A 21030-nucleotide genomic window follows, 5' to 3' on the forward strand; every position below is an offset into this window, starting at 1 on the left:
GCGATGAACTGGCGAGCGACCTGTCTGTTGGCGTGCTGGCTGCCCTTGGCGACCTCGGCGCTGGCCGCCGATCCGCAGGCCCCGGGTCCGGACCCGGTGCCCTCGGTGATGTGGGCCTTCTACCACAAGCAACTGCTGGGCGATGCCGCGTTCGTCTTCGATGACCGGGTCAAGCTGCTGGCGCCGCCCTTTGCCGAGGATGCGCGGCAGGTGCCCCTGGAGATCGACGCCCGGGCCTTCAGCGGCGAGGTGGTGCGCATCCTCGCCTGGGCCGAGCTCAACCCCTTGCCGCGCATTGTCGATTTCGAGCCGGGGGAGCGGGTGCTGCCCTGGCTGTCGATCCGCATCCGCATCGAGCAGGCCACGCCGTTGCGCGCCGCCGTGCTGACCCGCGATGGCCTGTGGCACGTGGGCTCGACCCTGATCGATGCTGCGGGTGGTGGCTGCACCGCCCCCAGCGTGGTGCGTACCCAGCCCGGTTGGGAAGAGCACATCGGCGAGGTGCTGGGCGGGCGCTATCCCCGGGGTGATGCCAGCCGCCTGCGCCTGCAAGTGTCCCACCCGATGGACAACGGCCTGGTCAGCGGCATCCCTGAGTTCTTCCTCAATCACGCCGAATTGCGCGACCAGAACGATCAGCGTCTGGCCAGCCTCGAACTGTTCCCGGCGGTCAGCGAAAACCCCAGCCTGGGGTTCGATATCCGAGGGGCAGGGCAGACCCGTTTGCTGTTGCGCGACAACAGCGGCAATCAGTTCGAGGCCAAGCTGCCCTGAGCGCATCCTTTGACCCACCCGAGCCGAGGCGCACCATGCGTTGGATCCTGCTGTTGCTGCTGTGCCTGGGCCTGCCGGCCCGGGCCGATCTGGACTATCAACTCAAGCCCCGGCAGATCGCCGCGGGGACCTGGCTGCTGGAAGGCAGCACCGACAATTTCGCCAAGGCCAATGGCGGCAACATCGTCAACACGGCGTTTATCGTCACCGACAGCGGCGTGGTGGTGATCGACAGCGGACCATCGAAGCGCTACGGCGAGGCCCAGCGCCAAGCCATTGCCGCCACCACCGACAAGCCGGTGATCCAGCTGCTGCTGACCCATCATCACCCTGACCATGTGCTGGGCAATCAGGCTTTCAGTGACGTGCCCATCGGCGCCCTGGCCGGCACCACCGCCCTGCTGCGCCAGCAGGGCGACGCCATGGCCGAGAACCTGTACCGCATGGTCGGCGACTGGATGCGCGGCACCGAGGTGGTGTTGCCGACCCAGGTGCTGGAGCCCGGCGTTCTCGAAGTGGGCGGGCATCGCTTGCGCTTGCTCGGTTTGAGTGGGCACACCGGTGCCGATCTGGCGATTCTCGACGAGAACACCGGGGTGCTGTTTGCCGGTGATCTGGTGTTCTACCAGCGGGCGCTGACCACCCCCAACAGCCCGGGGCTGGAGGCATGGCTCAAGGACCTGGACACCTTGCAGGGCCTGCCGTGGAAACTGATCGTTCCCGGGCACGGACCGGTGGCCAGCGATGCTGCGCCCTTTGCCCAGATGCGCGACTACCTGGGTTGGCTCGACGGGTTGATGCGCGACGGCGCGGCCCGGGGTGACGACATGAGCGAGATGATCCGCCGCCCGATCCCCGAGCGTTTTGCCGGCATCAGCCTGACTCGCTACGAGTTGATCCGCAGCGTCAGCCACCTGTACCCGCGTTACGAACGCCAGCGCCTGCAGCGTATCGACGGCCTGTAGGCGCCGGCTGCCGCTCCAGTACCAAGGAACTAGAAAACTCCGCACTGCGGGCAATTGTTGGCAAACAGGCCGGGACCAAGAATTCCCGGCAGACCGGGAAAATTTCCCGGGAACAACAATAACCGCAGAGGTAGCCGTCATGACCCAACCCCCACGTCGTCCCTTTTTCGCCGTGAGCCTGGTGCTCAGCGCCATGCTGCTGTCCAGCGCGGCCCTGGCCGCCGTCACCGATGAAGAGATCCTCCAGGACCCGAAGAACCCTGAGCAGATCGTCACCAACGGCCTGGGCGTCCAGGGCCAGCGCTACAGCCCGCTGGACCTGCTCAACGTCGATAACGTCAAGGAACTGCGGCCGGTCTGGGCTTTCTCCTTCGGCGGCGAGAAGCAGCGCGGCCAGCAGGCCCAGCCACTGATCAAGGACGGGGTGATGTACATGACCGGTTCCTATTCCCGGGTGTTCGCCGTGGATGCGCGCACCGGCAAGAAGCTCTGGCAGTACGACGCGCGCCTGCCCGATGACATTCGCCCTTGCTGCGACGTGATCAACCGCGGCGTGGCGCTGTACGGCGACCTGGTGTTCTTTGGCACCCTGGACGCCAAGCTGGTGGCCCTGAACAAGGACACCGGCAAGGTGGTGTGGAGCAAGAAGGTCGCTGACCACAAAGAGGGGTATTCCATCAGCGCGGCACCGATGATGGTCAACGGCAAGCTGATCACCGGGGTCGCCGGCGGCGAGTTCGGCGTGGTTGGCAAGATCCAGGCCTACGATCCGAAAAACGGCGAGCTGCTGTGGATGCGTCCCACCGTGGAAGGCCACATGGGCTATGTGTACAAGGACGGCAAGGCCATCGAGAACGGTATTTCCGGTGGCGAGGCGGGCAAGACTTGGCCGGGCGATCTGTGGAAGACCGGCGGCGCGGCGCCGTGGCTCGGTGGCTACTACGACCCGGAAACCAACCTGTTGCTGTTCGGCACCGGCAACCCGGCGCCGTGGAACTCGCACCTGCGCCCCGGCGACAACCTGTATTCCTCGTCGCGCCTGGCCCTGAACCCGGACGACGGCACCATCAAGTGGCACTTCCAGAGCACCCCCCACGACGGGTGGGACTTTGACGGCGTCAACGAGCTGATCTCCTTCAACTACAAGGAGGGCGGCAAGGAGATCAAGGCCGCCGCCACCGCCGACCGCAACGGCTTCTTCTACGTGCTCGATCGCACCAACGGCAAGTTCATCCGCGGCTTCCCCTTTGTCGACAAGATCACCTGGGCCACCGGCCTGGATAAGAACGGTCGGCCGATCTACAACGAGGCCAGCCGTCCCGGCGCCCCGGGCAGCGAAGCCAAGGGCAGTTCGGTGTTCGTCGCTCCGGCCTTTCTCGGCGCCAAGAACTGGATGCCCATGGCCTACAACCGCGACACCGGGCTGTTCTATGTACCGTCCAACGAATGGGGCATGGACATCTGGAACGAAGGCATCGCCTACAAGAAGGGCGCGGCGTTCCTCGGCGCGGGCTTCACCATCAAGCCACTCAACGAGGACTACATCGGCGTGCTGCGGGCCATCGACCCGATCAGCGGCAAGGAAGTCTGGCGCCACAAGAACTTCGCGCCGCTGTGGGGCGGGGTGCTGACCACCAAGGGCAACCTGGTGTTCACCGGCACGCCTGAAGGCTTCCTCCAGGCGTTCAACGCCAAGACCGGCGAGAAGGTCTGGGAGTTCCAGACCGGCTCTGGGGTCCTGGGTTCGCCCGTGACCTGGGAGATGGACGGCGAACAGTACGTCTCGGTGCTCTCCGGCTGGGGCGGTGCGGTGCCGCTGTGGGGCGGCGAAGTGGCCAAGCGGGTCAAGGACTTCAACCAGGGCGGCATGCTCTGGACCTTCAAACTGCCCAAGGAGCTGGTGAGCAAACGCTAATCGTAGGAGCCAGCTTGCTGGCGAAGGCGCCCGCACGACCGCTTTCGCCGGCAAGCCGGCTCCTACAAAGCCCCCGCGATATCCCTGCCAACCGTCGGAGCCAGCTTGCTGGCGAAGAGGCCCGCAAGAGCGCCTTCATCGGCAAGCCGGCTCCCGCACAGGGCAATCAACCTACGACCAAATGACGAGAGCCCCCCTGCCAACGATGGATTCGTCCGGCACCCGGGGCTCTCTACCATCGGTCCATCGCCTGTCGTTGGACAGGCCTCGACCAGCAGAGGCTCAGCATGATCTACGCACAACCCGGAACCCCAGGCGCCGTCGTGTCCTTCAAGCCACGCTACGGCAATTTCATCGGCGGCCAGTTCGTGCCGCCGGTGGCTGGCCAGTACTTCTCCAACACCTCGCCGGTCAACGGTGAAGTGATCGCCGAATTCCCCCGTTCCAGCGCCGCCGATATCGACCTGGCCCTGGACGCCGCCCATGCCGCCGCCGAGGCCTGGGGCAAGACCTCGGTCCAGGACCGCTCGCGGCTGCTGCTGAAGATTGCCGACCGCATCGAGCAGAACCTGGAAATCCTCGCGGTCAGCGAGACCTGGGACAACGGCAAGGCGGTGCGCGAAACCCTCAATGCCGACGTGCCCCTGGCCGCCGACCACTTCCGTTATTTCGCCGGCTGCATCCGCGCCCAGGAAGGCGGCGCCGCCGAGATCAACGAACTGACCACCGCCTACCATTTCCACGAACCCCTGGGCGTGGTCGGGCAGATCATCCCGTGGAACTTCCCGCTGCTGATGGCCGCCTGGAAGCTGGCCCCGGCCCTGGCCGCCGGCAACTGCGTGGTGCTCAAGCCTGCCGAGCAGACCCCGCTGTCGATCATGGTCTTCGCCGAGCTGATCGCCGACCTGCTGCCGGCCGGGGTGCTGAACATCGTCCAGGGCTTTGGCCGTGAGGCCGGCGAGGCCCTGGCCACCAGCAAGCGCATTGCCAAGATCGCCTTCACCGGCTCGACCCCGGTGGGCTCGCACATCATGAAATGCGCCGCCGAGAACATCATTCCGTCCACCGTGGAACTGGGCGGCAAGTCGCCGAACATCTTCTTCGAAGACATCATGCAGGCCGAGCCCAAATTCATCGAAAAGGCTGCCGAAGGCCTGGTGCTGGCGTTCTTCAACCAGGGTGAAGTCTGCACCTGCCCGTCCCGGGCCCTGGTCCAGGAATCGATCTACGAGCCATTCATGGCCGAGGTGATGAAGAAGATCGTCAAGATCAAGCGCGGTAACCCGCTGGACACCGAAACCATGGTCGGCGCCCAAGCGTCCCAGCAGCAGTACGAGAAGATTCTGTCCTACCTGCAGATCGCCCAGGAAGAGGGCGCCGAACTGCTCACCGGTGGCGCCGCCGAGCTGTTGGAAGGTGACCTGTCCAGCGGCTATTACATCCAGCCGACCCTGCTCAAGGGCCACAACAAGATGCGCGTGTTCCAGGAAGAGATCTTTGGCCCGGTGGTGGGCGTGACCACCTTCAAGGACGAAGCCGAAGCCCTGGCGATTGCCAACGACAGCGAGTTCGGCCTGGGCGCCGGGCTCTGGACCCGTGACATCAACCGCGCCTACCGCATGGGCCGGGCGATCAAGGCCGGTCGCGTGTGGACCAACTGCTACCACCTGTACCCGGCCCACGCCGCGTTCGGTGGCTACAAGAAATCCGGCGTGGGTCGCGAGACTCACAAGATGATGCTCGACCACTACCAGCAGACCAAGAACCTGCTGGTGAGCTACGACATCAATCCCCTGGGCTTCTTCTAAGGGCAACAGCAGGCGCGGTGGTTGGGTGCCACCGCGCTTGTGCGGGACGGACACGGGGAGGGCTCATGGGTGGGCACCTCCCCGTGTGCGTTGTGGGCGCAGCACGCGATGCGCGCCCCCTACCGGGGCAAGCTCGCACCACCGCCATCCCTGTAGGAGCCAGCTTGCTGGCGAAGAGGCCCGCAAGACCAGCCCCCAATCTCCCCCTACCAACGCACCCCGCCGGCTCGTCCCAAAGTAGCATTCGGCCCCCGCGCCTCCCGTGCATTAATGCCTCTACCGGAATCCCCCGGCACAACAAGAGGCTTGACCCATGTGGCATAAACCCGCGTACACCGATCTGCGCATTGGCTTTGAAGTGACCATGTACTTCGCCAACCGCTGAGCCGTCCCACTCCGGCCGCTCCTGGTGTTGGCCGGAGTCTTTTGCCCTTCTGGAGCACGTCATGCATATCCGCATTCTCGGTTCCGCGGCGGGTGGCGGTTTTCCCCAGTGGAACTGCAACTGCCGCCACTGTGCCGGGGTGCGCGACGGCAGCCTACGCGCCGAGCGCCGCACCCAATCGTCCATTGCCCTGAGTGACCACGGCAGCGACTGGATTCTGTGCAATGCCTCGCCGGATATTCGCCAACAGCTGGAGGCATTCCCGGTGCTGCAACCGGCCCGGCAGCTGCGGGACACGGCCCTGGCCGGGGTGATTCTGCTGGACAGCCAGATCGACCATTGCACGGGGCTGCTCAGCCTGCGCGAGGGCTGTCCGCATCAAGTCTGGTGCACCGAGATGGTCCACCAGGACCTCTGCAGTGGCTTCCCCTTGTTCAACATGCTCAGCCACTGGAACGGTGGCCTTGGGTGGCAACCGATCCACCTCGACGGCCGTGAGTTCAGCCTGCCGGCCTGCCCGGACCTCGCCTTGCGGGCCATTGCCCTGCGCAGCAGCGCGCCGCCGTATTCGCCCCATCGCGGCAACCCGCATCCGGGGGACAATATCGGCCTGTTCATCGAGGATCGGCGCAGCGGCGCCAGTCTGTTCTATGCCCCGGGGCTGGGGCAGGTGGATGAGGCCTTGCTGGCGTGGATGGATCGCGCCGACTGCCTGCTGGTGGACGGCACCCTGTGGCGCGACGATGAAATGCGCATCTGTGGCGTCGGCGACAAGCTGGGCAGCGAAATGGGCCATCTGGCGCAAAGCGGCCCCGGCGGCATGCTTGAAGTGCTGGAGCGTTTTCCCCGGGCGCGCAAGGTGCTGATCCACATCAACAACACCAACCCGATCCTCGACGAAGACTCCGCCGAACGTGCGCAACTGACCCGCCGTGGCATCGAAGTGGCGTACGACGGCATGGATATTCACCTCTGATCTGCACAGCGCGCGTCGCATGCACCGCACGCCGTACGTTACATACCGTAGGAGCCAGCTTGCTGGCGAAGGGGCCCGCAAGACCGCCTTCGCCGGCAAGCCGGCTCCTACAATGCGTGGGGCTGCAAGATTGCCTTCGCCGGCAAGCCGGCTCCTGCAGGGGGGATGCAGGCAGGGTCCGGATCACCCCAGCCGATGGTCGGATTGCTTTCAGCAACGGATGCTTTAGGCTGGCGTTCTCCTTCCAGAACAATAAGAAAACAGGCTTCCCCCATGAGCCAGAATCTCAGTCTGCTGCGCAAGTTCGTGTCCCCGGAAATCATCTTTGGTGCCGGTTGCCGGCATAACGTCGGCAACTATGCGAAGACCTTCGGTGCGCGCAAGGTCCTGGTGGTCAGCGACCCCGGGGTGATCGCCGCCGGTTGGGTCGCCGACGTCGAGGCCAGTCTCCAGGCCCAGGGCGTCGACTATTGCCTGTACAGCCAGGTGTCGCCCAACCCGCGGGTGGAGGAGGTGATGCAGGGCGCCGAGGTCTACCGCGAAAACGCCTGCGACGTGATCGTCGCCGTCGGCGGCGGCAGCCCGATGGATTGCGGCAAGGGCATTGGCATCGTGGTGGCCCACGGGCGCAGCATCCTCGAGTTCGAGGGGGTGGACATGATCCGCGTGCCGAGCCCGCCCTTGATCATGATTCCCACCACCGCCGGCACCTCGGCGGACGTCTCGCAGTTCGTGATCATCTCCAACCAGCAGGAACGGATGAAGTTCTCCATCGTCAGCAAGGCGGTGGTGCCGGATGTGTCGTTGATCGACCCGGAAACCACTCAGGGCATGGACCCGTTCCTCTCCGCCTGCACCGGTATCGACGCCCTGGTGCATGCCATCGAGGCGTTCGTTTCCACCGGCCACGGCCCGCTCACCGATCCCCATGCCCTGGAAGCCATGCGTCTGATCAACGGCAACCTGGTGCAGATGATCGCCAACCCCGGGGACATCGCCCTGCGGGAGAAGATCATGCTCGGCAGCATGCAGGCCGGGCTGGCGTTCTCCAACGCGATTCTCGGTGCGGTGCATGCCATGTCCCACAGCCTGGGGGGCTTTCTCGACCTGCCCCACGGTCTGTGTAACGCGGTGCTGGTGGAGCATGTGGTGGCCTTCAACTACAGCTCGGCGCCGGAGCGCTTCAAGGTGATTGCCGAGACCTTCGGCATCGACTGCCGCGGGCTCAACCAGCGGCAGATCTGCGGGCGTCTGGTGGAGCACCTGATCGCCCTCAAGCGCGCCATCGGCTTCCACGAAACCCTGGGCCTGCATGGGGTCAGCAGCAGCGATATTCCGTTCCTGTCCCAGCATGCGATGGACGATCCGTGCATCCTCACCAACCCGCGCGAATCCAGCCAGCGTGACGTCGAGGTGGTCTATGGCGAGGCCCTCTGACGACCAGCAACGGGCCCTGGCCGGGCTCTTGGGACTGGGCAACCACTCCGCGCGCAAGAGCCATTACCCGGAACTCGCGGCGCGCCTGGAGGACCTGGAAACCGAGCGCAACCGCTACAAGTGGCTGTTCGAGCATGCAGTGCACGGCATCTTCCAGGCCAGCCTGCAGGCCGGCCTGCGCGCGGCCAACCCGGCCCTGGCGCGCATGCTGGGTTATCAGGACCCGCAGGAAGTGCTGTTCTCCCTGGCCGACCTGGCCGGCAATCTGTTCGTGGGTGGCGCTGCGGAACTGGCGGCCATCGGCGAGCAGTTGCAGCGCCAGCGCAGCCTGCTGGGCTATGAAACCCAGCTGCGGCGCAAGGACGGCAGCAGCATCGATGTGCTGATGAACCTGCTGCTCAAGCCGGACCAGGACGGGCTGGTGGAAGGTTTCGTCGCCGACATCACCGAACGCAAGCTGGCCCAGCAGCATCTGGAACAGCTCAACGACCAGCTGGAGCAGCGGGTCGCCGCGCGCACCGATGAGTTGCTGGAAGCCAACCGCAACCTGCAGCAGCAGATCGCCCGGCGCGAACGTATCGAGTGCGACCTGCGGGATGCCCGGGACGCCGCCGAGGCGGCCAATCGCAGCAAGGACAAGTACCTGGCCGCCGCCAGCCACGACCTGCTGCAACCCCTGAATGCCGCGCGCCTGTTGATCTCCACCTTGCGCGAGCGGCGCCTGCCGGCCGCCGAGCAACTGCTGGTGGAACGCACCCACCAGGCCCTGGAGGGTGCCGAGGACCTGCTCACCGATCTGCTGGACATCTCCAAGCTCGATCAGGCGGCGGTCAAGCCGGACCTGGCGGCTTATCGCCTGGATGAAATGCTCGCGCCGCTGGTGTCGGAGTTCCAGTCGGTGGCCGAGGCCGCGGGCCTGGATCTGCGAGTACGGTTCGGTGATTTCGCCCTGTTCACCGACCTGCGGCTGATGACCCGGATTCTGCGCAATTTTCTCAGTAATGCCTGCCGTTACACCGAACGCGGCAGCATCCTGCTGGCGGCGCGCCGTCGCGGCGATCAGCTGCGGCTGGAGGTGTGGGACACCGGGCGCGGCATTGCCGCCGACCGGCTGGAGTCGATCTTCCTGGAGTTCAATCAGCTGGATGTGGGCCGCGCCGCCGACCGCAAAGGGGTTGGTCTGGGGTTGGCCATCGTCGAGCGTATCGCCAAGATCCTCGGCTATCGGGTGCAGGTGCAGTCGCGGCCAGGACGGGGCTCACGGTTCAGCATCGAGGTGCCCCTGGCGGAACGGGTGCCATTGCCCATCAGCTTGCAGGCACCGCAGCCGGGCACCGGCAACCCGCTGCCGGGCCGGCGTTTGCTGGTGCTGGACAACGAGCTGAGCATCCTCGAGAGCATGGCCGCGCTGCTCGGGCAGTGGGGTTGCGAAGTGCTTACCGCCACCGATCAGGCTGCGGCCCTGGCGGTGCTCCAGGGGCGGGCGCCGGAACTGATCCTGGCGGATTTTCACCTGGATCACGGGGTGACCGGCTGCGAGGTGGTGCAGCAGCTGCGTGAGCACTTCCAGCAGCCACTGCCGGCGGTGATCATCACCGCCGACCGCAGCGACCCGTGTCGCCGGGCCTTGCAGCAGCTGGGGGCGCCGTTGCTCAACAAGCCGGTGAAGCCGGGCAAGCTGCGGGCCGTGCTCAGTCAGTTGCTGGGCTAGGGCCGGATTTCTAGAACGTGGCACTCGAGTGCGGGGCTTCTAGTATGGGTTCAGGCTTGCCGCTAAGATGCCGCTCTTTTTTTCAAGGACGAAGCCGGTTCCTGCGCCGTCGCGCCGGGCCGCCGTTTAGCCATCGATGAAACCCTTGTCCTCGTACCACCCGCTGCTGTACTGGCTGCGAGTACGTCAGAAGCGCCTGATGCGTCACCTGGCCTGGCGCTTTTCCGGGCGCCGTTATGCCCGGCCCGAGGCCGACAGCCCGCGCTTGCCCCATCGCCTGATCAAGCACACCTCGAAACTGATTCGCACCCTGGGCGACTCCGACCTGGCGCTGCAGCACAACAAGGTGATCAACCTCAGGCTGGCGGTGGCCTGCATCGATGGCGTGCGCATCGCCCCTGGGGAGTATTTTTCTTTCTGCAAACTGGTGGGCCGGCCCAGTCGCGAGCGCGGTTTTGTCGAGGGCATGGAGTTGTCGTTCGGCGAGGCGCGCAGCGGCATCGGTGGTGGCATCTGCCAGTTGAGCAACCTGATCCACTGGATGGCGATTCACTCGCCGCTTGAGGTGGTGGAACGGGCCAACCACAGCTTCGACCCGTTCCCCGACGAGGGTCGGGTGCTGCCCTTCGGTTCCGGGGCGGCGATCTTCTACAACTACATTGATCTGGTGCTGTACAACCCCGGGCCCCAGACCTTGCAGCTCAAGCTGCAGGTCGGCGCGCAACAGCTGGAAGGCGAGCTGCTCTGCGAGCAGCCGCGCGAGCATCGCTATCACGTTTACCAGCGGGCCCATCGCTTTGTTCGTGAGGGTGCCCGGGTGTACCGGGAGAACCAGATCTGGCGCGACATCCGCACCAAGGGGCAGGACGCTGTGCTGCTGCGTCAGGAGTGCCTGTATCGCAACCGGGTGGTGGTCAAGTACCCGGTGGCCGAGGCGCTGCTCGATCAGTCGGCGCCGGGCTCAGATGATGCCCAGCATCCACAGTAGGCCCAGGTAGACCGCCGCACAGCCCAGGGGCCAGACCACCAGCAGGCGGGTCTGGCTGAAGAACGATGGCGCCTTGCCCACCAGGGTCGAATCCTCCAGCTGTTGCAGGGTCTTGGCGGGCACGCCTTCCTCGACCGGGGCGTTGAGCTGGGCTTCGATCAGCGGCTCGACCTCTTCGACCTTGCGGATCATCCCCCGGCCCGTGGCGAACAGCGCCGCGCCGACGAAGATCAGCAGGTAGATCACCAGGAACTTCCAGTGGGAGGAGTAGCTCAGGTCGATGAAGCTGGGTGTCGGGCTGTTGTCCCAGAACCAGTTCAGCGGCTGGGTATTGGCATTGACCTGGTACACGAAGTATTTGATCGGGCGATTGATGGTCGAGGCCATGGCGGTGTAGCTGTCCAGGCGCCAATAGAGCATTTTCAGGGTCGAGAAAAAGGTCGAGATCAAGGCACCGGCAAACAACAGTGCGCCTGCGGCGATGTACAGCCGGTACTGCAATTGGGCCCTGGTGTAGGTCATGGGTGCTTCCTGCGATGAAGAAAAGGGGCGCAATACTATATTTCGTGGCGGCTGGACGATAGGGGCCAGTAGTCGTCCATCGGTCGCAGAGCTCCTGACGGCCTGTGGGCGGTGAAGGTTTGCGCAAGTCCGGGGGCGACACGGGTTATCCTTGGCTCCCCTCTCAGGTCGGACGAGTCAGCCCATGCTTGAAGTACAAGGAGTGTTCAAGAGCTACGCCACGCCCCAGGGGCCGCTGGCGGTGCTGCAGGGTGTCGATTTGCACCTGGGGCAGGGCAGCAGCCTGGCGCTGATGGGCGAGTCGGGCAGCGGCAAGAGCACCCTGCTGCATCTGGTGGCGGGGCTGGACAAGGTCGATCGCGGCAGCATCCGCATTGGCGAGCACTGCCTGGAGCAGATGAACGAACACCAGCTGGCCCACTGGCGCCGTACTGAAGTGGGCCTGGTGTTCCAGCAGTTCAACCTGATCAGCAGCCTGCGGGTCGAGGACAACCTGAGCTTCCAGGCGCGCCTGGCCGGACGTTTCGATTCCCTGTGGCAGGCGCAGTTGGTGGAGCGCCTGGGCTTGGGAGACTTGCTGCGGCGTTACCCCGAGCAGCTCTCCGGCGGTCAGCAGCAGCGGGTCGCCCTGGGTCGGGCCCTGGCCTCCAAGCCCGGGCTGCTGTTGGCGGATGAGCCCACCGGCAGCCTCGACGAGGCCACCAGCGACGAGGTGTTGCAGCTGTTACTGGAACTCCTGGCCGACAGCCCCACCAGCTTGTTGATGGTCACCCATAGCCAGCGGGTGGCCAGCCGCTTGCAACAGACGGTGGTGCTGCAACGCGGTCGTCTGGCCGACCCGGTCGGGGGTTGAGATGCGGGTCTTTGCCACAGCGATGCAGGCGCTGCTGAGCCACTGGCGTCAGCATCCGGTGCAGTTTTTCAGTGTGCTCACCGGACTCTGGCTGGCCACCAGCCTGTTGACCGGGGTCCTGGCCCTCAACAGTCAGGCCCGGGACAGCTATGCCCGGGCCAGCCAGTTGATCGGCGGCGAGCCCCAGGCCAGCCTGAGCAGCGCCAATGACGCGAGTTTTTCCCAGCAGTGGTTCGTCGACCTGCGCCGTGCCGGCTGGCCGGTGTCGCCGGTGCTCCAGGGGCGGGTGCTGCTCAAGGATCACCCGGACCAGCCCCTGCAAGTGATGGGCATCGAGCCGTTATCGCTGCCCGCCAGCTCCGCGGTGGCCGGGCAGGTCCTGGGGCTGCAACAGATGGTCGAGTTCTTCAGTGCGCCGGGCACCACCTGGCTGGCGCCGCAGACCCTGGCCAGCCTGGGCGTCCAAGAGGGCGGGCAACCCCAGGTACTGGATGGCCAGCGTTTGCCGCCGCTGCGGGTGCGGGCGGACATGGCCCCGGGGCTGCTGTTGATGGACATCGGCTTTGCCCAGCAGGTGCTGGGCCAGCCCGGGCAGTTGAGCCGCTTGCTGCTGCCCAAGGACTTTGCCGCCCAGGCGCCGCCACTGCCGGCGGCACTGGCGGGGCAACTGGTGCTGCGTCAGGGCGAAGCACAGAGCGACCTGGCGCGCCTGACCGAAAGCTTTCACCTGAACCTGGATGCCCTGGGATTTCTCTCCTTTGTGGTGGGGCTGTTTATCGTGCATGCCGCCATCGGCCTGGCCCTGGAGCAGCGGCGCGGTTTGCTGCGCACCCTGCGTGCCTGCGGGATCAGTGCACGGCTGCTGATCGGCTGCCTGAGCGTAGAGCTGGGAGGGTTGGCGCTGTTGGGCGGTGTGGCTGGGGTGGTCAGCGGCTACCTGCTGGCCGGGCTGTTGCTGCCGGACGTGGCCGCCAGCCTGCGGGGCTTGTACGGCGCGCAAGTGCCGGGGCAGTTGAGCCTGAGTCCCTGGTGGTGGTTCAGCGGCATCGGCCTCAGTCTGCTGGGGGCCTTGCTGGCCGGTGGCGCCAGTCTGTTACGGGCGGCGCGCCTGCCGTTGCTGGCCCTGGCCAACCCCCAGGCCTGGCATCAGGCCCATGCCCGCTGGTTGCGGCGCCAGGGCTGGATTGCCTCTCTGGCGTTGTTCGTCGCCCTGGCGGCGTGGCGTTGGGGTGACAGTCTGGCCAGCGGTTTCGTGCTGATGGCGGCTTTGCTGCTGGCGGCGGCCCTGGGCTTGCCGGTGCTGCTCAATGCCGTGCTGGGTCGCTTGCTGGGGCGCAGTCGCGGGGTGCTGGGGCAGTGGTTTCTCGCCGATTGCCGGCAGCAGTTGCCGGCCCTGAGCCTGGCCTTGATGGCCTTGCTCCTGGCCCTGGCGGCGAACATCGGCGCCGGCAGCATGACCGCCGGTTTTCGCCAGACCTTCAACGACTGGCTGGAGCAGCGCCTGAGCGCCGAGCTTTACGTCAACCCGCAAAGTCCCGAACAGGCCCGGCAACTGCTGGACTGGCTGCCGCGTCAGCCCCAGGTAGCGGCGGTGCTGCCCAGCTGGCAGGTGGCGTTGCAGGTTCAGGGCTGGCCGGCGGACCTGTACGGGGTGATCGACCATCCGAGCTATCGCCAGCATTGGCCATTGCTGGAGGCCCTGGGGCCCGATCCCTGGGCGCAGTTGGCGGCGCACGACAGCCTGATGCTCAGCGAGCAGTTGGCCCGGCGGCTCAAGGTCCGCCTGGGGGATCGCCTGGAACTGGCGGTGCCTGCCGGGCATTGGGCGCCCCAGGTGGTGGGGATCTATGCCGACTACGGTAATCCCAAGGGGCACTTGCTGGTGAATGTGCAGCACCTGCTGGAGCATTGGCCGCAGCTGGCGCCGAGCCGTTTCAACCTGCGCCTGGAACCGGGTGCGGTTGCGCCGCTGATCGGCGCGCTGCAACAGCAGTTTCACCTGGACGACAGCCGGATCATCGATCAGGCCCGGCTCAAGGGCTGGTCGCTGCAGGTCTTCGAGCGCACCTTCGCCGCCACGGCGGCGCTCAATAGCCTGACCCTGGGGGTGTCCGGCGTGGCGCTGTTCATCAGCTTGCTGACCCAGAGCCAGAGCCGCCTGGGGCAGTTGGCGCCACTCTGGGCCCTGGGGGTGGGCCGGCGCCAGTTGATGCTGCTGAACCTCGGACAGACCTGGCTGCTGGCGGTGCTCACCCTGATGCTGGCGTTGCCCCTGGGGATTGTCCTGGCCGGGTGCCTGAACAGCGTGATCAATGTCCAGGCCTTTGGCTGGAGCCTGCCGTTGCGGGTGTTTCCATGGCAGCTCCTGCAACTGCTGGGCTTGGCCATGCTGGCCACTCTGGCGGCCTCGGCCTGGCCGCTGTTCAAGCTGTACCGTGCACAACCGGCGGATTTGCTGAGGACCTTTGCCCATGAAGATTGATTGCCGGTGGCTGTCGCTGCTGCTTCTGGCCCTGGCGCTGGCCGGCTGCGACCAGGACGCCGCGGCGCCCCAGGGTTTCGCCGGGCTGGGCAATGAGGCCTCGGCCTTTACCCCGGTGCTGCCGGGGCGCAGGTTCAGCTTTCCTGCCGATCATGGCCCCCACGACGGTTTTCGCATCGAGTGGTGGTACCTGACCGCCGACCTGAAGGACGCCCAAGGCCGGCATTTCGGCGTGCAATGGACGCTGTTTCGCAGCGCCTTGCGCGCCGCGCCCGAGCAGCCGGGCTGGGGCGCACCGCTAGTCTGGCTGGGGCACGCGGCGGCCACTTCGGCCAACAGTCACCATGCCGCCGAGCGTTTTGCCCGGGGCGGGGTGGGGCAGGCCGGGGTCACGGCGCAGCCGTTCCAGGCCTGGATCGATGACTGGCGTTTCACCAGCCTGTCCGCCGGGGACAATCCCCTGGCACAGATGCAGGTGCAGGCCAGCGGGCCGGGGTTCGCCTATCGGTTGCACCTGTCCAGCAGCCAGCCTCTGGTGCTGCAGGGCGCGGGCGGCTACAGCCGCAAGTCGGACCAGGGCCAGGCGTCCTATTACTACAGCCAGCCGTTCTTCCAGGCGTCGGGGCAGTTGCAGATCGACGGCCAACACTATGAGGTCAGCGGCCCGGCGTGGCTCGATCGGGAGTGGAGCAGCCAGCCCCTGGCCGCCGACCAGACCGGCTGGGACTGGTTCTCCCTGCACCTGGACAACGGTGAACGCTTGATGCTGTTCCAGGTGCGGGAAAACAATCGCGCGCCTTACATCACCGGCACCTGGATCAGCGCCGATGGCCATACCCAGAGCCTGGGGCGCGAGCAGATCCGCCTGACCCCGGTGGACTATTCCCAGGTACTGGGGCGTCGCCTGCCTACGTCCTGGCACTTGCAGATCCCTGACAAGGGGCTGGACATCAACACCCGAGCGCTCAATCCCCAGGCCTGGATGAACCTGAGCATTCCTTACTGGGAGGGGCCTGTGCACTTGAGCGGCAGTCACAGCGGCAGCGGTTACCTGGAGATGACTGGGTATTGAGGGGGAGGGCGTTCTTCCCGGTGAAAGCCGTCAAGGCGTCTATGCTCAGGGGCCTGGTCTGAACCCACGGACAGGTTTTTTCAACCACTAAGGAAGGTCGAACCATGAAAACCCTCAATACCCTGACCCGCGCCATCGCCCTGGCCACTGTGCTCGGTGCTGCCAGCCTCAGTGCCCACGCTGCGGATATCCCGCTGTCGGGCGCCATTGAAGCCGACCAACTGGTGACCAAGGTCATCTCGGTGGATGCCGCCAAGCATCAGGTGGTGCTGGAGGGCGCCGGTGGCAAGCCGGTGCATGTGCAACTCAGTGACCAGGCCAAGGACCTGGGGCATTTGAAGAGCGGCGATCAGGTCAAGGTCACCGTGACCCACTCGGTGGTGGCGGTGCTGGATACCGATGTGCACAAAGGCAAGCCGGAGGCTGCCGAATCCACCGGTGTGGTGCGCGCCACGGCGGACAATCCCCACCCGGGCGGCGCGGCGTATCGCCAGGTGCAGGTGCAACTGAAGATCACCGACATCGATCTGAAGAAGAACCAGCTGACCTTCGAAGGCCCGGCGGGCAACAAGAAAGTGGTGAGCGTGGAGAAACCCGAAGTCCAGCAGCGCCTCAAGGACCTCAAGGTCGGTCAGAGCGTACTGGTGACCTACACCGATATCCTGCAGGTCACCACCGCCAACGAGGGCTGATGCGGCAGGGCTGGGGGGCGTATTGCTCCGGGAGTTGCGGATAATGCTGGCGTCCAGTTTTATTCAGAATCTGCTCACGGACTTTCCCCCTCAGTTGCACTAGAATGCCAATCGTTCGCCCGGTGCAAGGGCTCTTTACCGGTGCATGGATTGCCAAGGCCAGAGCACTGGGCGAACACCCTCCCTGAGTCCTGTACTGCGACTGCCGTATCCTGCGAGCACTGCGTTTTGTGACTGTCGCGTCCTGCGTTTTTCGAGCCCTTGAAAGGCGCTCGGCCTCCCATTCAAACACTCCCCGGCAGGTTTGCTGTGCTGCGCCGTGGTTCGTCGTGGGCGCTCAAAGGGCAATGGGCTGCAGGCTGACCTGGCGGGCGCGGAGGCTGACCCACTGGGGTGTGCACTCGGGGCCGCCCAGAAGGGACAGAAGGACGATCGATTGGCCTATTGCCAGAGCCGCGACACCCTCTTCCTCGACCCGAACCAGGTGCCCGCTGACTTGCAAGGCCCCCTGGTCCCAGTGCAGGCGGGCCGGGCCGTGGGTACAGGGCTCCAGGTTGTCATTCCAGCTGAATTCGTCTTCCAGGCTCAGTTCCACTTCATAGTCTTGCCCGACCTGCGGCCGGGGCCCCAACCAGTGGCCGCGGCCGTTGCCGAAGGCACTGGAGAAGCCGACGCAGAGGTCTTGCGCTGCAGTGAGGTGGATATCCGTCAGGGTGATACGCATGCCAGGGTTTCCCGATAGGCAGTGAATGGGAGTGGCGCCAAGCTGTTTGCGCGGTTGCCGCGCCGGGCAAGGCTGAAGGCTCTGCCGGCGTCTGGCAAGTGCCCACGGTTTTTCATTGCGCAGTCGCGGGGCCTTCAACAAAATGGCCGACTGCTCCGCGGGACCGCTCGCGGAGGTGGATGGTAGTGGAGATCCTGGATTGATCTGGTTGAAGCGTTTTCTCATGTCGATCGGCGCACTGACGCTGATACTGGTTGCCCTCGGGATTGCCTGGACGAGCCCTTTCAAAGAAGCCGTGCACACATTGCCGGAACATCCCCTAGCCCGGTGGCAGGGCGGTGTCGATGGTGGGTACTACGTTGAAGTCACCCGCAGCGAAGCGCCTTACTACTTCGTCCAGATGCGTTATGAAAGCGGCGACCTGTGGTCCGAGGGCTGGCTGCGGCATGAGCACGGCGGCGGTGCTCCGTTCAGCGCTGACGATGTGATCGCCTTTGACGGCGACGGGGTGATTTACCTGCAGCAACGCAAGGTGCTGGCCGACGACAAGTCCGGGGCCCGTTGAGCCCCGGAGTGCGACCTATTGGTTGCGGGTGTCGCTGCCGTAGGCATCCCATAGCTTGTTGCGAAACTTGTTGTGCGGATCGACCCGCGCCTTCAGCGCCAGAAACTCCCCCGCCCGCGGATAGGCCGCCCGAAACTGCTGCGCGGTGGCGTGGATCTGATAGGGCAAGTAGTAGCTGCCGCCGCGCTTGATGGCGCTGTCCACCAGGGCGCGGGTCCATTCGCCGACCTCATTGCGCTCGGCCTGCGCGGTGCTCTGCTGGTAGTACAGCACCAGGGCGAAGACCTCGGTCTTGGCCCAGGCCAACAGGGTGCCGGGGTCGGCCTTGGCGTGGCGGATCGACAGGTTGATCACATTGACCTTGTGCGCCCGCAGGGTCGCGCCCATTTCAGCGACGAAGCTTTCCAGCTGGTCGGGGGGGACGAAGTATTCCTGCAGCACGTAGGTGCGCTTGGCCCGGGAGCCGGGTTCCAGTTCACGCACGTCGAGGCTGGCTTCGTGGTTGCGCCAGGACACTTGGGGCTTCTTCAGCACCAGGGGGTCGATCACCTCTTGGCGCAGGGTCTTGCCCCCGGGCCATTGGCTCACCACTTTCAGGGCTTTCTGTTCTTTCCAGTAGTTCTGGTCCAGGGGCGTGAGGCGTTCCTTGACCGTTACCGGCAGGTCGGTCTGGCTGTAGGAAACCGCGCGCAGGGTCTGGTACTGGTCGGGGTAGAGCACGGCGTTATGCAGAATGACCTTGGGGTTGTGCTCGACCTGGGCGAGGAAGTAGGGGCGGTAGTCGCTCAGGGGCATTTCTTCGAAGCTGCGCAGCAGGCGCACGTTGTCGCTCAGGCGCAAGGTGGCTTCGACTATCACCCCGAGGCCGCCGTAGCCGCCGATGGCGCCGTAGAACAGTTCGGCGTTGCTGTGGGGGCTGGCCTCGACCACCTGGCCGTCGGCCAGCACCAGCTTGATGGATTTCACCGAGGTCACCAGCGGTCCATAGCCGACATAGCGGCCATGGGCGTTGACGCTCAGGGCGCCGCCGACGGTGAAATTGGCGTAGCTCTGCATGATGCTCACGGACAGATCGTAGGGGTCGATGAAACTCTGCAGGGCGCGCCAGGTGATACCGGGCTGCACGGTGATTTCCTTGTGCTCCCGGGAGAAGCCGAGCACCCGGTCGAAGCCGCGCATATCGATCTGCAAGGCATGCTCGGTGGCGGTCTGGCCGCCCATGCTGTAGCGGCCGCCGCCAATGGCGATGGGGCCGGGGTGTTCGGCCACCAGTTTGACGATCTGCTCCAGGGTAGTGGGGCGTGCCACCTGGTCCACCACGATGGGGTTGAGCTGGGTGATGTCGTTGACGGTTTCTGCTGCGTGGGTGCTCAGCGCTGCGCCGAGGGCACAGCATAAAAGCAGGGCGGTCGCGAATCTCATGTCGCCGTGTCCATCCTTGGTGGTGGCGCGCCGCGGGTTCGGGCGCAAGTGACGGCAGAATAGCGCTCCGGCCAGGCCATGACCATGGGGGGAAACGACGGCAGGGGAGACGGCATCGACCCGCAAGGCCGATGCCGGACAGGGCTCAGAGCGCAGGCAGGCCCAGGCTGGCGGCGCATTGCTCCAGGGAGCGCTGCTGGGTCTGGGCGTAGAGCTGCAACTCATCCAGGGTGGCGCGGCCCAGGGCCGTTTCGAAGGCCTGGCGGTTGGAGTGTGCGGCGTAGTGGCTCTGGCTGTCGTCCCCCAGGTTGGACTGGAAGATCCCGGCGGCGCTCACTGGCAGGAAGTCCTCGTACACCAGGGGTTCGGCCCGCAGGTGCCCGGCCGCCAGCAACGCTGACAAGGTGGTGGGCCGCTGGGGCTGGTTGCGCGCCGCCAGTCCGGCGTCGCTGACGAAGTAGCGGAAATAGGCCAGGCCCTGTTCACGCATGGCGTCGTGGTTGTCGGGGAACTCGTCGAAGTGCGCCTGCATCAGCTGGTTGTAGCGCTGGGCGTTGCTCTCGCTGGGGAAGTCTCCCAGGGCGTCGCGGGCCGCGTTCAGCAGGCGGTCGTAGAGGGCCCGGCCCTTGGGCGTCAGTGCCGCGCCGCGTTGTTCGATCTCGCCGAAGCGGGCGCTGTGGCTGCCCTGGCGCAGGTCCTGGTCGGTGAAGGCCACGCTTTCCTCCAGGGCCTTGAAGCTGGTCTGGCGCAGCAGGATCGGGCACGCCCGGCGGGGCGGACCCTCGATCACCGCCTTGGGGGTGATGCCGTGCTCGGGCATCAGCCGTTGCACTTCATCGATATCCAGGGTCCGCGGGGTCAGGTGATTGATGTGCGGGCCCTTGAACGCCACCACATCGGCGATCAACCGGTGCTGGGTGCTGAGGCTGGCGTACTGGGCGGCGGTCACTGTGGCGTGGTGGTGCCAGCGGAAGGTCTCCAGGGCTTCCTGAATGAAGCGTTGGGCATCGCGGTCATCCAGGCCACCCTGGGCGTGGGCCTGTTCGATCAGTTCCAGCACTTTGGGGGTGAAGATCGAACGCCGGGCCAGCACCTGTTCGGCAAAGCGCCGCAGTTCGAGGTTGTCGATCAGTTCCAGGCGCAGCAACGAGGTGAAGACCCGGAACGGGCTGACGTGCAGGGCCTCTTCATGCACCGCGCGAAAGGCCGTGGAGTGCACCGGCACCCCGGCGGGGGTCAGGTCGTAGTAACCCACCGGCTGCATGCCCATCACCGCGAACAGCCGGGCCAGGGTTGCCAGCTCGGCGGCGCTGCCGACACGGATGGCGCCGTGGCGCTCCAGGTCCAGGCGCTGCAGTTCGCCGCTGTGCTGCAAGTGCCGGGCAATGGCCGGCTGCTGTTCCAGGACCTGGGCATTGACCTGGGCCACCAGCTCCATCAAGGCGCCGTAGAGGGGCACCTCCTCACGGTACATATCCGACATCGCCCGGGAAAATCCCTGGCGGATCAGATCAGGACTGACGAAGTGCTGGTTGCTCATGGACAGGGTTCCCGTGGCAGTGGATCGAGGCATGAAAAGGGCGGGGCGGCCTTGATTCTGCTGGGGGCTGCGGGGGCTGACAAACGAAGTTTCCTCTGAACTTCATTCTGCAAATGAATGCATGGCGCGCGGCCCCGTTCCGGCTGGTGGAAGGCTGGAGGTTGAGCGCCGCAGATTCCCGCCGTGCGGGCCCGACCGG

General features: G+C 65.5%; 18 protein-coding genes. 14 read left to right on the plus strand and 4 right to left on the minus strand.

Annotation, left to right across the window (positions count from 1 at the left end; translation table 11 throughout):
- Positions 1-3: 3 nt before the first annotated feature.
- The 9 genes from ACSSVC_RS15245 to ACSSVC_RS15285 all read left to right on the plus strand — a co-directional run bounded on the left by ACSSVC_RS15245 (position 4) and on the right by ACSSVC_RS15285 (position 10959).
- The gene (locus ACSSVC_RS15245; protein WP_346635701.1) at positions 4-774 is read left to right on the plus strand and encodes a quinoprotein dehydrogenase-associated SoxYZ-like carrier; all 771 of its coding nucleotides are present in this window, start codon (positions 4-6) and stop codon (positions 772-774) included.
- Positions 775-809: 35 nt separating this feature from the next.
- Positions 810-1739 carry a quinoprotein relay system zinc metallohydrolase 1 gene (locus ACSSVC_RS15250; protein WP_492612480.1) on the plus strand — a complete coding sequence of 310 codons (930 nt, stop codon included), beginning with the start codon at positions 810-812 and terminating at the stop codon, positions 1737-1739.
- 139 nt (positions 1740-1878) lie between these two features.
- Complete coding sequence (pedH, locus tag ACSSVC_RS15255; protein ID WP_346635703.1) at positions 1879-3654, plus strand: PQQ-dependent alcohol dehydrogenase PedH; 1776 nt, start codon at positions 1879-1881, stop codon at positions 3652-3654.
- A 287-nt stretch (positions 3655-3941) separates the two neighbouring features.
- Complete coding sequence (gene exaC, locus ACSSVC_RS15260; protein WP_492612481.1) at positions 3942-5462, plus strand: acetaldehyde dehydrogenase ExaC; 1521 nt, start codon at positions 3942-3944, stop codon at positions 5460-5462.
- A gap of 313 nt (positions 5463-5775) precedes the next feature.
- Positions 5776-5847: a pyrroloquinoline quinone precursor peptide PqqA gene (gene pqqA / locus ACSSVC_RS15265; RefSeq protein WP_011060521.1), complete on the plus strand. Its 72-nt coding sequence runs from the start codon at positions 5776-5778 to the stop codon at positions 5845-5847.
- Between the two features lie 61 nt (positions 5848-5908).
- The gene (gene pqqB, locus ACSSVC_RS15270; RefSeq protein ID WP_492612482.1) at positions 5909-6823 is read left to right on the plus strand and encodes a pyrroloquinoline quinone biosynthesis protein PqqB; all 915 of its coding nucleotides are present in this window, start codon (positions 5909-5911) and stop codon (positions 6821-6823) included.
- Between the two features lie 273 nt (positions 6824-7096).
- Positions 7097-8260 (plus strand): alcohol dehydrogenase-like regulatory protein ErcA, encoded by a 1164-nt coding sequence (gene ercA, locus ACSSVC_RS15275; protein ID WP_346635706.1) that lies wholly within the window; start codon positions 7097-7099, stop codon positions 8258-8260.
- Positions 8244-9971: a PAS domain-containing hybrid sensor histidine kinase/response regulator gene (locus ACSSVC_RS15280; protein ID WP_404939178.1), complete on the plus strand. Its 1728-nt coding sequence runs from the start codon at positions 8244-8246 to the stop codon at positions 9969-9971. Before ercA ends, ACSSVC_RS15280 begins: the two co-directional genes overlap by 17 nt.
- 136 nt (positions 9972-10107) lie before the next feature.
- A complete protein-coding gene (locus ACSSVC_RS15285) occupies positions 10108-10959 on the plus strand; it encodes a VanW family protein (protein ID WP_492612483.1) in 852 nt (283 codons plus the stop codon).
- Here the strand turns inward: ACSSVC_RS15285 and ACSSVC_RS15290 are convergent.
- Complete coding sequence (locus ACSSVC_RS15290) at positions 10933-11481, minus strand: YniB family protein (protein ID WP_346635709.1); 549 nt, start codon at positions 11479-11481, stop codon at positions 10933-10935. The genes ACSSVC_RS15285 and ACSSVC_RS15290 overlap by 27 nt on opposite strands.
- Positions 11482-11665: 184 nt before the next feature.
- On the opposite strand from ACSSVC_RS15290, the gene ACSSVC_RS15295 reads away from it, so the two are divergent.
- The 4 genes from ACSSVC_RS15295 (at position 11666) to ACSSVC_RS15310 (ending at position 16580) form a co-directional block, all read left to right on the plus strand.
- Positions 11666-12334, plus strand: coding sequence for an ABC transporter ATP-binding protein (locus ACSSVC_RS15295; RefSeq protein WP_346635710.1), 669 nt, complete (start codon positions 11666-11668; stop codon positions 12332-12334).
- Position 12335: 1 nt separating this feature from the next.
- The gene (locus ACSSVC_RS15300) at positions 12336-14816 is read left to right on the plus strand and encodes an ABC transporter permease (RefSeq protein ID WP_492612484.1); all 2481 of its coding nucleotides are present in this window, start codon (positions 12336-12338) and stop codon (positions 14814-14816) included.
- On the plus strand, positions 14806-15888 hold the full coding sequence (locus tag ACSSVC_RS15305) for a lipocalin-like domain-containing protein (protein ID WP_346635712.1): 1083 nt from the start codon (positions 14806-14808) through the stop codon (positions 15886-15888). The genes ACSSVC_RS15300 and ACSSVC_RS15305 overlap by 11 nt, the downstream gene beginning before the upstream one ends.
- 104 nt (positions 15889-15992) lie before the next feature.
- Complete coding sequence (locus ACSSVC_RS15310; RefSeq protein ID WP_404939188.1) at positions 15993-16580, plus strand: hypothetical protein; 588 nt, start codon at positions 15993-15995, stop codon at positions 16578-16580.
- A 337-nt stretch (positions 16581-16917) separates the two neighbouring features.
- Here ACSSVC_RS15310 and ACSSVC_RS15315 read toward each other — a convergent pair whose 3' ends face one another.
- Positions 16918-17304 (minus strand): hypothetical protein, encoded by a 387-nt coding sequence (locus ACSSVC_RS15315; RefSeq protein WP_404939190.1) that lies wholly within the window; start codon positions 17302-17304, stop codon positions 16918-16920.
- Positions 17305-17512: 208 nt separating this feature from the next.
- On the opposite strand from ACSSVC_RS15315, the gene ACSSVC_RS15320 reads away from it, so the two are divergent.
- Positions 17513-17869 carry a hypothetical protein gene (locus ACSSVC_RS15320; RefSeq protein WP_317072614.1) on the plus strand — a complete coding sequence of 119 codons (357 nt, stop codon included), beginning with the start codon at positions 17513-17515 and terminating at the stop codon, positions 17867-17869.
- A 15-nt stretch (positions 17870-17884) separates the two neighbouring features.
- On the opposite strand, the gene ACSSVC_RS15325 is transcribed toward ACSSVC_RS15320, so the two are convergent.
- On the minus strand, positions 17885-19291 hold the full coding sequence (locus tag ACSSVC_RS15325) for an FAD-binding oxidoreductase (RefSeq protein ID WP_346635715.1): 1407 nt from the start codon (positions 19289-19291) through the stop codon (positions 17885-17887).
- A gap of 145 nt (positions 19292-19436) precedes the next feature.
- On the minus strand, positions 19437-20831 hold the full coding sequence (gene hglS / locus ACSSVC_RS15330) for a 2-oxoadipate dioxygenase/decarboxylase HglS (RefSeq protein ID WP_492612485.1): 1395 nt from the start codon (positions 20829-20831) through the stop codon (positions 19437-19439).
- Positions 20832-21030 lie beyond the last annotated feature (199 nt).

This window comes from Pseudomonas sp. E1BtOHC1 (assembly GCF_058744285.1).